This is a genomic window from Rhodococcus sp. Leaf247 (assembly GCF_001426185.1).
In the GTDB taxonomy this organism is placed as follows: Bacteria; Actinomycetota; Actinomycetes; order Mycobacteriales; family Mycobacteriaceae; genus Rhodococcoides.
This window is the reverse complement of sequence record NZ_LMRP01000003.1, coordinates 151402-164589: the sequence shown is the minus strand read 5'-3', so window position 1 is coordinate 164589 and position 13188 is coordinate 151402. Positions and strand designations below refer to the sequence as shown.

The 13188-nt window shown below is 68.0% G+C and carries 13 protein-coding genes; 5 read left to right on the top strand and 8 right to left on the bottom strand.

All coding sequences use genetic code 11. From position 1 onward, the window contains the following. Positions 1-52: 52 nt before the first annotated feature. From ASG64_RS16065 to ASG64_RS16040, 6 genes are read right to left on the bottom strand one after another with little or no spacing between them, the layout of a single operon-like run. Positions 53-1105, bottom strand: a complete 1053-nt coding sequence (locus ASG64_RS16065) for a hypothetical protein (protein ID WP_056074588.1) — start codon at positions 1103-1105, stop codon at positions 53-55. Next, positions 1102-2568, bottom strand: coding sequence for a GTPase HflX (gene hflX, locus ASG64_RS16060; RefSeq protein ID WP_042572615.1), 1467 nt, complete (start codon positions 2566-2568; stop codon positions 1102-1104). Before hflX ends, ASG64_RS16065 begins: the two co-directional genes overlap by 4 nt. Positions 2569-2608: 40 nt before the next feature. Beyond that, on the bottom strand, positions 2609-3481 hold the full coding sequence (dapF, locus tag ASG64_RS16055; RefSeq protein ID WP_056074586.1) for a diaminopimelate epimerase: 873 nt from the start codon (positions 3479-3481) through the stop codon (positions 2609-2611). Positions 3482-3501: 20 nt separating this feature from the next. Then, on the bottom strand, positions 3502-4332 hold the full coding sequence (locus ASG64_RS16050; RefSeq protein ID WP_056074584.1) for a TrmH family RNA methyltransferase: 831 nt from the start codon (positions 4330-4332) through the stop codon (positions 3502-3504). After that, complete coding sequence (gene miaA / locus ASG64_RS16045; RefSeq protein ID WP_056075083.1) at positions 4329-5246, bottom strand: tRNA (adenosine(37)-N6)-dimethylallyltransferase MiaA; 918 nt, start codon at positions 5244-5246, stop codon at positions 4329-4331. The genes ASG64_RS16050 and miaA overlap by 4 nt, the downstream gene beginning before the upstream one ends. Beyond that, positions 5243-5956 carry a hypothetical protein gene (locus ASG64_RS16040; RefSeq protein WP_235579633.1) on the bottom strand — a complete coding sequence of 238 codons (714 nt, stop codon included), beginning with the start codon at positions 5954-5956 and terminating at the stop codon, positions 5243-5245. The genes miaA and ASG64_RS16040 overlap by 4 nt, the downstream gene beginning before the upstream one ends. A gap of 193 nt (positions 5957-6149) precedes the next feature. Here ASG64_RS16040 and ASG64_RS16035 point away from each other — a divergent pair, with 193 nt between their 5' ends. Next, positions 6150-7613 carry a DUF349 domain-containing protein gene (locus ASG64_RS16035; protein WP_056074580.1) on the top strand — a complete coding sequence of 488 codons (1464 nt, stop codon included), beginning with the start codon at positions 6150-6152 and terminating at the stop codon, positions 7611-7613. A 7-nt stretch (positions 7614-7620) separates the two neighbouring features. On the opposite strand, the gene ASG64_RS16030 is transcribed toward ASG64_RS16035, so the two are convergent. Together ASG64_RS16030 and miaB are read right to left on the bottom strand one after the other, a co-directional pair. Further along, on the bottom strand, positions 7621-8202 hold the full coding sequence (locus tag ASG64_RS16030; protein ID WP_056074578.1) for an Rv2732c family membrane protein: 582 nt from the start codon (positions 8200-8202) through the stop codon (positions 7621-7623). After that, a complete protein-coding gene (gene miaB, locus ASG64_RS16025) occupies positions 8190-9710 on the bottom strand; it encodes a tRNA (N6-isopentenyl adenosine(37)-C2)-methylthiotransferase MiaB (protein ID WP_056074576.1) in 1521 nt (506 codons plus the stop codon). Before miaB ends, ASG64_RS16030 begins: the two co-directional genes overlap by 13 nt. A gap of 185 nt (positions 9711-9895) precedes the next feature. Between miaB and gluA the strand changes: the two genes are divergently transcribed. The 4 genes from gluA to ASG64_RS16005 all read left to right on the top strand — a co-directional run bounded on the left by gluA (position 9896) and on the right by ASG64_RS16005 (position 13185). Next, positions 9896-10624 carry a glutamate ABC transporter ATP-binding protein GluA gene (gene gluA / locus ASG64_RS16020; RefSeq protein ID WP_027505130.1) on the top strand — a complete coding sequence of 243 codons (729 nt, stop codon included), beginning with the start codon at positions 9896-9898 and terminating at the stop codon, positions 10622-10624. Positions 10625-10661: 37 nt separating this feature from the next. Next, the gene (locus ASG64_RS16015) at positions 10662-11495 is read left to right on the top strand and encodes a glutamate ABC transporter substrate-binding protein (protein ID WP_042572609.1); all 834 of its coding nucleotides are present in this window, start codon (positions 10662-10664) and stop codon (positions 11493-11495) included. An 89-nt stretch (positions 11496-11584) separates the two neighbouring features. Continuing rightward, positions 11585-12265 (top strand): amino acid ABC transporter permease, encoded by a 681-nt coding sequence (locus ASG64_RS16010; protein WP_042572608.1) that lies wholly within the window; start codon positions 11585-11587, stop codon positions 12263-12265. Then, positions 12262-13185 (top strand): amino acid ABC transporter permease, encoded by a 924-nt coding sequence (locus ASG64_RS16005; RefSeq protein WP_082042786.1) that lies wholly within the window; start codon positions 12262-12264, stop codon positions 13183-13185. Before ASG64_RS16010 ends, ASG64_RS16005 begins: the two co-directional genes overlap by 4 nt. Positions 13186-13188 lie beyond the last annotated feature (3 nt).

Here is a 13188-nt window from a genome sequence, read left to right as displayed (position 1 = left end):
CCGGCACAGCAGCCGAGCCCCACTCCGAACCCGGAGTGGGGCTCGACTGCTGTCAGCGGGACCGGAAGAGGCGACGTACCAGCAGGGCCGTGACCAGCACGACGACGCCTACCGACGCGGCAGCGGCGATCAACGGGATCAGGATGGACCCGGTGGGTTCGGCGGGGGCGTCCGTCGACATCTGCTCTGGGTCGGAGGCAGACGTGGCGGATCCGGCCAGGGACACCGCGTCCCTGACGAAGAGCACCGCGGGCAGCGCCGCTGCCGTGTCGACACCCTGCTCCGAGCCGAGCAGCAGGTCGCCGTCCTCGGTGAATGCGAGGGCCTCACCCTGCGGCTGCGGCGGGAGCGCGGTCACGGACGACGGTGCTGTCGACAGAGCTTGTGCGACATCGCCGTCGGACACCGGCCACAGGTAGAGATCGGTGTAGGTACGCACCGCGGCGACCGTCCCGTCGGAACTCACGGCGCCACCTGTCACCAGTCGACTGCCGTCGAGAAGCGGCGGGCCGCCGGGGCTGGTGGTGGCGGCCGGGGCGAAGTCCGCGACGCGTCGCAAGGGGGTGGGGCCGGGACTCGCGAGATCCGACACCCGCGTGTCCGTGGTGTAGACACCGCCGGTACCGAGACCGTCCTTGGTGACGACGACGGGTCGGCCGTCGCCACCGATGAGCAACGCTTCGGCGTCGTGCGCCCCGTCCGGATAGGTCAGGCGGTGGAGTTCACCCGCACCGCCCTGCGCCGGATCCATGCGCGTCAACGCCACAGCGTCACGACGTCGGTCGTTGTCGCCGATGTCGGCCAGCCACAGCGACCCGTCGTGGGAGGAGAGATCCTCCACGTCGTAGGGATCGACGGGGTTCGGAAGCCACTGGGCCACAGCGCACTCGGCATCCATCCGGGCGACGCGATCGTCCGCGCCGCTGTCGCCGATGCCGTACAGCGACCCGTCGAGAACGGTCAGACCGGACAGCTCCGACAGACCCGGATCGGTGGGGAGACAGTACTGCTCGGCGCCGCCGTCATCCGTCTGCGCCGCGGCCGGGGACGCCACGAGCAGCGTCACTGCCGCCGCGCACAGGACGGGGACGACGCGGGGCGTCAAGCGCTGTACGCGAAGCTCGTGAGCTGCGACGCCAGAGCCGTCGGCACGGTCGCATCGATGCGTGTGCCTCCGTCCTCGTGGGTCGTGCTCGCGATGCGGCCGTCCGCGTGGATCCGCGACACCAGGTCACCCCGGTCGTACGGGACCAGCACGCTGACCGAGACCTCGGGCGGACGCACCAGCTCACCGAGACGTGTGCGCAGCTCCTCGATGCCCTCACCGGTCTTCGCCGACACGAACACCGCGCCGGGAAGCAGCCCGCGGAGCTGAGTGAGCGTCACCGGATCGGCGGCGTCGATCTTGTTGACCACGATCAGCTCCTCCGGAGCAACCGTGTTCTGCTCGCGCACGACGGAGACGATCACCTCCCGCACCGCTTCGATCTGACCCACCGGCAGAGGATCGGAACCGTCGACGACGTGGAGCAGCAGGTCGGCGTCGGTGACCTCTTCCAAGGTCGACCGGAACGCTTCGACCAGTTGCGTCGGCAGATGCCGCACGAATCCGACGGTGTCGGTGAGGACGCACTCGCGTCCGTCCTCCAGGGTGGCCTTGCGAGTGGTCGGATCGAGCGTGGCGAAGAGCGCGTTCTGCACCAGCACACCGGACCCGGTGAGCGAGTTCAGCAGCGAGGACTTGCCCGCGTTCGTGTACCCCACGATGGCAATGGACGGCACGTTGCTGGTCAGCCGACGCTCACGCTTGGTGTCGCGCGCCTGCTTCATCCCGCGGATCTCCCGACGCAGCTTGGCCATGCGCTCACGAATGCGTCGTCGGTCGGTCTCGATCTTCGTTTCACCGGGACCACGCAGACCCACGCCGCCGTTGCTGCCGGCGCGACCACCCGCCTGGCGCGACATCGACTCACCCCAGCCTCGGAGTCGGGGAAGCATGTACTCCATCTGAGCGAGAGCGACCTGCGCCTTGCCCTCACGGGACGACGCGTGCTGAGCGAAGATGTCGAGGATCAGTGCAGTCCGGTCGATGACCTTGACCTTGACGATCTTCTCCAGCGCCGTCAGCTGCGCGGGGGTCAGCTCACCGTCGCAGACGACGGTGTCGGCGCCGGTAGCGATGACTACCTCGCGCAGTTCCTTCGCTTTGCCCGAACCGATGTAGGTGGACGCATCGGGGCGGTCGCGTCGTTGGACGAGTCCCTCGAGCACCTCGGACCCTGCGGTCTCGGCCAGTGCTGCGAGTTCGGTCATGCTCGACTCCGCCTCTTCGGCGGAACCGCTGGTCCACACACCGACCAGCACGACGCGCTCGAGGCGCAGCTGGCGGTATTCGACCTCGGTGACGTCGGTGAGTTCGGTGGAGAGACCTGCTACGCGTCTGAGCGCGCTGCGGTCGTCGAGCTGCATGTCGCCGGTGGACCACTCGGCGTCGTGCTCGGAATGGGGTTCTGTCGTGTCGGCCGCTGTCGTGTCGGACTTCGGGGCCGATGCATTCGTTGTCGTCATACGAGATCCATGATCCACGAAAAACCCCCGTTGCGCACTGTCATTGTTCGAGGCCTACCCACCACGAGTCGGAAATCTCGCCCGAGGCCACCAGAACCGACGGACCGCGCATCCACGCCGCTCCGTCCGAGACGCGCACCGACACCGTCCCCCCGGGGACGTGCACGGTCAGCTCTCCGTCGCCCGACCCGTCGTGGCGCAGGGCCGCCACCGCTGCGGCGACTATTCCGGTCCCGCACGACCGGGTCTCTCCGACGCCTCGCTCGTGGACTCGCATGCTCACGTGGCCGTCCTTCGGGACGGTGACGAACTCGATGTTCACACCGTGCGGGTAGACGGCTTCGTCGAAACCGGGCTGACGGCTCAGATCCAGCGATCCGAGCGCGTCGCCCTCCAGGTCCGCGGACACACAAACCAGGTGGGGGTTCCCGACGTCGACTCCCAGGCCCGTGAACGTCCGCTCGCCGACGACGGCCTCCGAGGACTCGAACACCCGCACGGCGCCCATCTCGACCGTCACCTCGGCGTCGGTGGCGTCGTGGGAATGCACGACCGCCGGCTTCCCGCCGGCTCGCGAACCCACCACGAACCGGTCGGAGGTGACCAGACCCGATGCGCGCACGTAGTGCGAGAAGACCCGCACACCGTTGCCGCACATCTCCGCGATCGATCCGTCGCCGTTGCGGTAGTCCATGAACCAGTCGTCGGACGAGACACCGTCGGGCAGCGCATCGAGGATTCCGCGCTCGACCAACGCGCCGCTGCGTGCGACCCGGAGGACACCGTCCGCTCCGATGCCCGCAGGACGGTCACACAGTGTCGCGACACGACGAACGGTCAGATCGAGGAGCGCATCCGGGTCCGGCAGCACGACGAAGTCGTTCTGCGTCCCGTGTCCCTTGGTGAACTGCATGCGTCCAGTCTCCCATCAGGTCAGCGCCGAAGGCGCTGCCGGGCGATCTCGTACAGGCCCACCGCGCCGGCGGACGGCGCGCCGAGCGAACTCGCCGACCCACCGATGGGGATGGACACCACGACGTCGCACGCGTCGCGCCATGCGGCACTCATCCCCCGCGTCTCGTTCCCGACCACCAGAACGGTGCCTCCGGTGAAGTCGTGCTCGTCGATCGCGACCTCACCGCTCTCGTCGGTCCCGACGACGGTCATCGGGGTGCCCCTGTCGCGGAGCCGTCGGACGAAGGCGAGCACCTCGTCCGGGCTCTGGACCGATGCGACGGGCATCGCGAACAGCGATCCTGTGGTCGCGCGGACGCAGGCGGGATCGAAAGGATCGGCCGCGTGGCCGCTGACCAGCACTCCGGCCGCGGAGAACGCGTCGGATGATCTGATGAGGGTGCCGAGGTTGCCGGGTGACGACGGTCTGTCGAACGCCACGACGACGGGAGCGTCACCGTCGGGTGTCCACCGGGCGAGGTCCTCGAGCCGGGAGTGCGCGACGAGGAGCACCTCGGGCGGCTGGTCCGGCCGCTCCCCCAACTCGGCCATGAGTTCGGGAGCCACGGCGACGGCGTCCGCACCGGCGGCGCGGCACGTGTCCACGGTCGCGGTCGCCCACGCCGACAACGACCCGCCCGATCGGTACAGCACCGATTCCAGCGGCCAGTCCTGCTCGACCGCCACGGTGATCGGGCGCACTCCCTGCACGAGGAAGACCCCCGCCTTCGACCGCTTGCTCCGCGTCACGAGGTAGGACTGCCACTGCTGGAACCGTGCTCCACGCGACATGACCACCGAGTCACTCATGCATTTTCCGACCTTCCGATGTGCCCCAATGCCGCGCCGAGCAGATCGGCGTCGCCTCCGCGCAACCACGTGATGCGCGGGTCCCGATGGAACCAGGACCGTTGGCGCCGAACATAGCGTCGGGTACCGACGAACGTCAGTTCGCGTGCCCGATCGATGTCGATCGCGCCGTCCAGGAGGTCGAGTATCTGGGAGTAGCCGATCGCGCGGCGAGCCGTCACACCCTCGCGGAGACCGGAGTCCACCAGCGATTCCACCTCCGCCACGAATCCCTCGGCGAACATCTCGTCGGTGCGTCGAGCGATACGTGCGTCCAATTCCTCGGTCTCGCGGTCGATCCCGAGCAGGACCGTGCCCCACCGCGGCGGCGCACCGATGACGGGTGCCGACGCGGCGAAGGGCTGCCCGGTCAGCTCGACCACCTCGAGCGCCCGCACGATCCGCCGACCGTCCGTCGGGAGGATGGACGACGCCGCAGCAGGATCGACGAGTGCGAGCGCGTCGTGCAGGGCGGTCACACCCTCGGCGGCGAGCCGCTCCTCGAGGGACGCTCGGAGCGTTGCATCCGTTGCCGGGAACTGCCACTGATCCACCAGGGCCTGCACGTACATCATGGAACCGCCGACGATCACCGGCACGATGCCGCGAGAGAGCAGATCCTCGATCCGGCTCACGGCGGCGTCCTGGTACCCCGCCACCGTGGCGGTCTCGGTGACGGACAGAACGTCGAGGAGGTGGTGCGGGATCCCTCGCCGCTCCGCGACGGCAGTCTTGGCCGTACCGATGTCCATACCCCGATACTGTTGCATCGCATCCACATTGACGATGTGTCCGCCCAGGTGCTCGGCGAGATCGAGCGCCAGCGCGGACTTTCCCGTCGCCGTCGGGCCGATCACCGCGACCGGCGCCGTCACGCCGCCCACACCGCGACGTGGTAGCCGACGCCGTACGGCGCATCACGGTAAAGCGTGCGGGCCGTCGCGGAGGTGGACCCGACGACGGCGGCCGCGACCTGCAACGCTGCTCGTCCTGCCACCCCCAGCTCGCGGCAGAGCTCGATATCGAGAGCGCCCAGCGCCGCGGTGTCCGCTGTCGCCACGGCGTCGTCGATCACGCGTTGCAGGCCCTCGGCACGGTCGTCGAAAGCACCGGGTGCCTTGTCCGTCAACATCGTCGAGCCGTCGGCGATCACCAACAGGCCCACCGGACCCGGTGCCTCGTCGATCGCCGCGCGGACCGACGCCGCGACGCGAGCGCACTCCTCGGCGTCCGCATCGACCGCGACGAGGTACGTCGGGACGGACCGATCCGGAGCGCACCGACCGCGCACCAGTCCCGCAGTGAGGGCAGCGAGCTCCATCGATCGATCCGGCTCGCCCTGCGCCGGCGACAGCGAGACCACCACGTCCACACCGAAACCGACGTACGTTCCGACGGACGACGCATCCACGACCGACGTCGCCGCGGCCGACCCGACGGCGATCCACGTCTGCGATGCGCTCCGGAGCTCGTCGCCGGCAGCTCGCACCGCCGCGCGGAGATCGGCGAGTTCGGCGCTCGCAGCGCCCGCGAGGGCCTCGGACAACAGTGGAGTCGAGGGGACGACGGCAACGGCGGACAGCACGGACGCCACGGTAGTCGACCGGTCTCGGGCGGCCGTTTTGTCGCCGTCGACAGTGTTTCGATGGTCGTCCCGGCGTCGAGGGGGTTGAATGGGGGCGAGTCGACACGCCGCCGACCTCGTCGGAGGTCTTCGCCGGCCATCCGATGACATGCGTACCAGGCAGCCGTGACGCGCGGCAGAGACGGAGAACACCATGACCGACACGAATTCACCCGAGCCCGCGACGTCCGACACCACGGGCGCGACACCGTCGGCCGCGCCCAGGCCCGGCCCGCGACCGGGACCACGCCCCGGTGGTGCACCCCGACCGGCGACGCCCCGCACCGAACCGGCAGCGGACTCGTCGGGCCCCGGGTCCTCCGGCACCGAGTCGTCTCCGTCTCACCCCACCCCTCACGTGCCCGCACACCACGCGCCGCATCCCGTCGTCACCCCCGTCGTGACGGACCCCGCCAGGTGGGGTCGCGTCGACGAGGACGGCTCGGCGTGGGTCCGCACCGCGGACGGCGAGCGCACCGTCGGGTCGTGGCAGGCCGGCGACGCCGCGGAGGGCCTCGCTCACTTCGGTCGGCGATACGACGACCTCGCCACCGAGGTAGCTCTTCTCGAAGCGCGGCTCACGTCCGGCGCGGGCGATGCCAAGAAGACGAAGTCGGCCGCGGTGTCGCTGGCCGAGACGTTGCCGACGGCTGCGGTGATCGGCGACATCGATGCCTTGGCGGCTCGGCTGCAGGCGGTCATCGAGCACGCCGACCTCGTCGCCGTGGAGCACCGCAAGCGCAAGGACACCGAGCGCACCGAGTCGACCGCGCGCAAGGAGGCTCTCGCTGCGGAGGCCGAGACGATCGGTAACGAGTCCACGCAGTGGAAGGCCGCCGGAGATCGGCTGCGCCTGATCCTCGAGGAGTGGAAGACCATCCGCGGCGTCGACCGCAAGGTCGACGACGTCCTGTGGAAGAGGTACTCGAAGGCCCGCGAGGCGTTCAACCGCCGTCGCGGTGCGCACTTCGCGGATCTCGATCGCGAGCGCGGCTCCGCGAAGGTGCGCAAGGAAGAGCTCGTCGCCAAGGCCGAGGAGTTGTCGTCGTCCACCGACTGGGTGGGTACGGCGCAGGTGTTCCGCGATCTGTTGACGGAGTGGAAGGCGGCCGGACGTGCGCCGCGCGACGCCGACGACACGCTGTGGCAGAAATTCAAGGGCGCACAGGATGTCTTCTTCGCTGCGCGCAACGCAGCTCAGTCCGAGCAGAACGCCGAATTCGAGGCCAACGCCGAGGCGAAGGAGCGGTTGCTCGCGGAGTCCGGGCACATCGATCCGGCCAAGGACATGGACGCCGCGAAGGCCGCTCTGCGCACCCTGCAGGACAAGTGGGACGCCATCGGCAAGGTCCCGCGCGAGAAGATGCACGACCTCGAGGGCAAGCTGCGGGCGATCGAGAAGCGTGTGCGCGACGCCGCGGACTCGGAATGGCGGCGCACCGATCCCGAGGCGATGGCCCGCGCAGCTCAGTTCACGGAGCGCGTGGCGCAGTTCGAGGAGCAGGCCCAGAAGGCGGAGGCAGCGGGCAAGGCGAAGGACGCCGAGAAGGCTCGCGCCCAGGCTCGCCAGTGGCAGGAATGGGCGGACGCCGCAGAGGGCGCACTCGGCGAACTCTGACGGACGATCAGTCGGCGCGGCGCCGGGACGTGTCCAGCACGTTCTCGCGCCGCGCGTCGTCCATGACGGCGGCGTCACGTCGCGCAGCCGCAGCAGCCCACTGAGCGTTGGACCGGTTCCACACCACCTTGAACCAGTGGAACGCGAGCACGATGACGAGCAGCCAGCCCAGCACCAGGCCGATTCCGGGTCCCGCACCGACTACCGTGGCCGGCACCGTCTGCCGTGACCAGATGGCGAGAACACCGAGCACCGTGGCGACTCCCGAGCCGTAGAGCGCTACCCAGGCCAGCGCCCATCGCTGCGTGACCAGCGCCAGAGCGGAGAAGCCGACCGCGAAGACCAGGGTCAGCCACACGAAGATGCGTGAGGGCAGCGCCACCGACTCGGCGACCGCGTCGTCGTCGTGGACGAGTACGTCCCACGCGTTCGCGGCGCCGGTGTGCGGCAGGGCGAAGGACAGCAGCAGCAACAGCACGACGACGGCCACGACGACCGCGCGGACACCGGGATCGATGCGCCCGGAGATCTTCTTCTCCGCGGCGGCCGTATCGGACCCGACTGTCGGATCTGTACTCACAGTGAACATCCCATCGTCGTGACCGGCTCGGCCGCGGGCGCGCCGATGGACGGCAACCCCAACCCGACTCCGACCGGTGCTGTCTTGGGCATGGTGCCCGCTTCGTGGCGATCTCCCGCCGTGGTGCGGCGGTGGACACGCACGGGTACATCCGCCACGAGGTGGTACGGCTTGGCGTCGGTCACGGTCGTGACGACGATGTCTCCGGGACGGATCGACCTGTCGACGGCTCCGGTCGGAAGGAAGTGGACGAGCCGACCGTCTCGGGTCCGACCGCTCATCCGCTCGGTGGCCGCATTCTTCCGGCCGGCGCCGTCGGCGACGAGCAGTTCCACCTCGGTGCCCACGACGCGGCGGTTCTCCTCGTGGGAGATCTCCTCCTGCAGAGCGGCGAGCCGCTCGTAGCGTTCCTGCACGACGGCTTTGGGCACCTGATCGGCCATGTCCGCGGCGGGGGTTCCGGGACGCTTGGAGTACTGGAACGTGTACGCGCTGCTGAAGCGGGCGCGGCGCACCACATCCAGGGTCTCCTGGAAATCCTCTTCGGTCTCGCCGGGGAAGCCGACGATGATGTCGGTGGTGAGCGACGCGTGCGGAATCGCGGTGCGCACACGCTCGATGATGCCGAGGAACTTCTCCTTGCGGTACGAACGCTTCATCGCCCGAAGAATGCGATCGGAACCCGACTGCAGCGGCATGTGCAGCGTCGGGCAGACGTTGGGTGTCGACGCCATGGCCTCGATCACGTCGTCGGTGAACTCGGCCGGGTGCGGCGAGGTGAAGCGGACGCGTTCGAGCCCGTCGATCTCTCCGCACGCGCGCAGCAGAGAGGCGAAGGCTCCGCGGTCACGCGGCTGCTCCGGATCGGCGAACGACGCCCCGTAGGCGTTGACGTTCTGGCCGAGGAGGGTCACCTCGAGGACGCCCTCGTCGACCAGCGCCTGCACCTCGGCGAGGATGTCGCCCGGCCGGCGGTCCACTTCCTTCCCGCGCAGCGCGGGCACGATGCAGAACGTGCACGTGTTGTTGCACCCCACGGAGATGGACACCCACCCCGAGTAGGCGGAGTCGCGCTTCGCCGGGAGCGTCGACGGGAACGCCTCGAGCGACTCCAGGATCTCGACCTCGGCGCGCTGGTTGTGCCGCGCCCGATCCAGCAGAGCCGGGAGGGAGCCGATGTTGTGCGTTCCGAACACGACGTCCACCCACGGCGCCTTCTTCACCACCGTGTCGCGGTCCTTCTGCGCGAGGCATCCACCCACGGCGATCTGCATGTCCGGGTTGTCGTCCTTGGCGGGCCGCAGCTGACCGAGGTTCCCGTAGAGCTTGTTGTCCGCGTTCTCGCGCACGGCGCACGTGTTGAAGACGACGAGATCGGGCGCCGTACCGGAAGGAGCCTTCGAGTAGCCCGCTTCCTCCAGGAGCCCGGACAGTCGTTCGGAGTCGTGCACGTTCATCTGGCAGCCGTAGGTGCGCACGTCGTAGGTGCGCCGAGTAACGAGGTCGATCGTGTCCACGACCTCCAGGGTACGGCGGCAGCTCACCTGGCCCGACCGAGCGGTCCGAGTAAAGTTTCCATTACATATCTGCGGTCCCGCGACCGAAACGAACGATGGCGGTGGAAACTACCTCTAGGGTCATCGCCATGACCCACCCTGACGGCGAGCGCGAACATCGCTCGTCCACAGCATCGTCTGCCCCCATGATCGCGATGCACGGCGTGCAGAAGCACTTCGGTGATCTGCACGTCCTCAAGGACATCGAACTCGACGTTCCCAGCGGCCAGGTCGTCATCGTCCTCGGCCCCTCCGGGTCGGGTAAATCGACGTTGTGCCGCACCATCAACCGGCTCGAGCCCGTCGACGAGGGCACCATCGAGGTCGACGGCAAGGCCCTCCCCTCCGAGGGCAAGTCGCTCGCCGCGTTGCGTGCCGACGTCGGCATGGTGTTCCAGTCCTTCAACCTCTTCGCGCACAAGACGATTCGAGAGAACGTCATGCTCGGACCGACGAAGGTCCGCAAGATGAAGAAGGACGAGGCCGAGAAGACAGCGCAGCGTCTGCTCGAGCGCGTCGGCATCGCCAACCAGGCGGACAAGTACCCCGCACAGCTCTCCGGCGGCCAGCAGCAGCGCGTCGCCATCGCTCGTGCCCTCGCGATGAATCCCAAGGTCATGCTCTTCGACGAGCCGACGTCCGCCCTCGACCCCGAGATGGTCAACGAGGTGCTCGACGTCATGACCTCGCTGGCCAAGGAGGGAATGACCATGGTCGTGGTGACCCACGAGATGGGCTTCGCCCGCCGCGCCGGCGACCGCGTCATCTTCATGGCCGACGGTCAGATCGTCGAGGACACCGATCCCGAAACCTTCTTCACCACACCGAAGTCCGATCGCGCCAAGGACTTCCTCGGCAAGATCCTGAGTCACTGATCTCCCACCCGCTCGTCACAACTTCTGGAGGATCTCGATGAGAATCACCCGTACCGCCCGTGTCGGCGTCGCCGCACTCGCGCTCGCCTTCGCCGCCACCGCGTGTGGCGGCGACGAGGCCACCAGCGCATCGTCCAGCGCCGAGAGCGGCAAGCTGACCGTCGGCATCAAGTTCGATCAGCCGGGTCTGGGTCTGCGCACCCCGGACGGCTCGTTCACCGGCTTCGACGTCGAGGTGGCCAAGTACGTCGCCGGCAAGCTCGGCGTGACGCCCGAGAACATCACGTTCAAGGAGTCGCCGTCCGCCCAGCGCGAGACGCTGATCGAGAACGGCGAAGTCGACTACGTCGTCGCGACCTACTCGATCACCGATGCCCGTAAGGAGAAGGTGGACTTCGCCGGACCGTACTTCGTCGCCGGACAGTCGCTTCTCGTCGCCGACGCCAACACCGACATCACCGGCCCCGAGTCGCTCAGCGGCGGCAAGCGCCTGTGCTCGGTGTCCGGATCCACCCCCGCGCAGAAGGTCAAGGACCAGTACGCGCAGGACGTCCAGCTCCAGGAATTCGACACCTACTCCGCCTGCGTCGAGGCTCTGCGCAACGGCGCTGTCGACGCTGTCACGACCGACGACATCATTCTCGCCGGTTACGCAGCGCAGTACCCCGGTGAGCTCAAGGTGGTCGGCGAGCCGTTCACCGAGGAGCGCTACGGCATCGGCCTGGCCAAGGGCGACGACGAGACGCGCACCAAGATCAACGACGCCATCCAGGCCATGATCGACGACGGCTCGTGGCAGAAGGCGTTCGAGGACACCGTCGGACCGTCCGGCTACCCGCTGCCGGCAACCCCGACCGTCGATCGCTACTGATTCTCTTCTCTTTCCTCGAGACCCGAACGGGCGGTTCACACCGGTGAACCGCCCGTTCGACTCGTCACCGCTCCCGGAAGGAGTCACCGGTGGACATACTGAGTGACTACGCGCCCGACCTCCTCGACGCGTTCTGGATGACGATCAAGCTGACGGTGCTCTCCGCCGTCGGTTCTCTCGTCCTCGGCACCCTGCTCGCGGCGATGCGGGTCTCCCCCGTTCCCGTCGCACGATGGATCGGTGCCACCTACGTCACCATCTTCCGCAACACCCCCCTCACGCTGATCCTGCTGTTCTGCGCGTTCGGGCTCTACCAGACCCTCGGCATCTCGCTGGCGGATCAGGCGTCGCCGACGGGGCAGGCGGACAACAACTTCCGACTCGCCGTCCTCGGCTTGAGCATCTACACGGCCTCGTTCGTGTGCGAGTCGCTGCGGTCCGGCATCAACACTGTGAACGTCGGCCAGGCGGAGGCCGGACGGTCGCTCGGTCTGACGTTCTCGCAGAACCTGCGCTTCATCGTGCTGCCTCAGGCGTTCCGGGCAGTCATCGGACCCCTCGGCAGCGTGCTGATCGCTCTGACGAAGAACACGACGGTCGCCGCGGCGATCGGCGTGCTCGAAGCGGCGATCCTGATGAAGGAGATGATCGAGAACGAGGCGGCGATCTTCGTCGTCGGCGGCATCTTCGCCCTCGGATTCGTCATCCTGACCTTCCCCACCGGCCTTTTCTTCGGCTACCTCGGTAAGCGATTGGCGGTTGCCCGATGACCACAGCGAACGCACCTCTGAGTACGGAGGCTCCCCCCAAGAAGGTGGCCTCGGCCGAACGCGCGACCGTTCTGTACGACGCGCCCGGCCCACGCGCGAAGGTCCGCAACCACATCATTTCCGCGGTGGTAGCGGTCCTGGTGTTGCTGGTCGCCTACGTGATCTACGCGAAGCTGGACGAGAAGGGCCAGTTGACGTCGGAGAAGTGGAGCCCCTTCACCGAGTCCTCGACCTGGACGACATATCTGATCCCCGGCATCCAGGGGACGCTGATCGCCGCGTTCCTGTCCATCGTGTTCGCGCTGATCCTCGGCGCGGTCCTGGGCATCGCTCGCCTGTCCGACCACCGGCCGGTGCGACTGGTCGCGGGATTCTTCGTCGAGTTGTTCCGCGCCATCCCGGTGCTGATCCTGATGATCTTCCTGTACCAGTTCTTCGCCGAGTACCAGGTGTTCAAGTCCCGCTACCTCGCTCTGGCTGCAGTGGTGACCGGCTTGACGCTCTACAACGGTTCCGTGATCGCGGAGATCGTGCGATCCGGCATCAAGTCGCTGCCCAAGGGGCAGACCGAGGCCGCCATGGCGATCGGTCTGCGCAAGGGGCAGATCATGCGCATGATCCTGCTTCCACAGGCGGTCACGGCGATGTTGCCGGCGATCATCTCGCAGATGGTGGTGGCGTTGAAGGACTCCGCGCTCGGGTACATCATCGGCTACGTCGAGGTGGTCCGGTCGGGACAGCAGGTCGGTGCCTTCTACGGCAACTTCCTGCCGGCGCTGATCATCGTCGCGATCATCATGATCATCCTGAACTCGTTGTTGACCTACCTGGCCACGAAGGTCGAGAAGCGACTACGCCGGGCGAAGAAGAGTCCGGTACCTGTCGATCAGGGCGCCGCCATGGGTGGCGCGACGATCTGACGT

Excerpts from the sequence above, each read along its gene's own strand:
- ASG64_RS16035 (WP_056074580.1), top strand. The coding sequence starts at position 6,150 with ATGACCGACACGAATTCACCCGAGCCCGCGACGTCCGACACCACGGGC.
- ASG64_RS16005 (WP_082042786.1), top strand. The coding sequence starts at position 12,262 with ATGACCACAGCGAACGCACCTCTGAGTACGGAGGCTCCCCCCAAGAAG.
- hflX (WP_042572615.1), bottom strand. The coding sequence starts at position 2,568 with ATGACGACAACGAATGCATCGGCCCCGAAGTCCGACACGACAGCGGCC.
- gluA (WP_027505130.1), top strand. The coding sequence starts at position 9,896 with ATGATCGCGATGCACGGCGTGCAGAAGCACTTCGGTGATCTGCACGTC.
- ASG64_RS16015 (WP_042572609.1), top strand. The coding sequence starts at position 10,662 with ATGAGAATCACCCGTACCGCCCGTGTCGGCGTCGCCGCACTCGCGCTC.
- dapF (WP_056074586.1), bottom strand. The coding sequence starts at position 3,481 with ATGCAGTTCACCAAGGGACACGGGACGCAGAACGACTTCGTCGTGCTG.
- ASG64_RS16030 (WP_056074578.1), bottom strand. The coding sequence starts at position 8,202 with ATGTTCACTGTGAGTACAGATCCGACAGTCGGGTCCGATACGGCCGCC.
- ASG64_RS16050 (WP_056074584.1), bottom strand. The coding sequence starts at position 4,332 with ATGAGTGACTCGGTGGTCATGTCGCGTGGAGCACGGTTCCAGCAGTGG.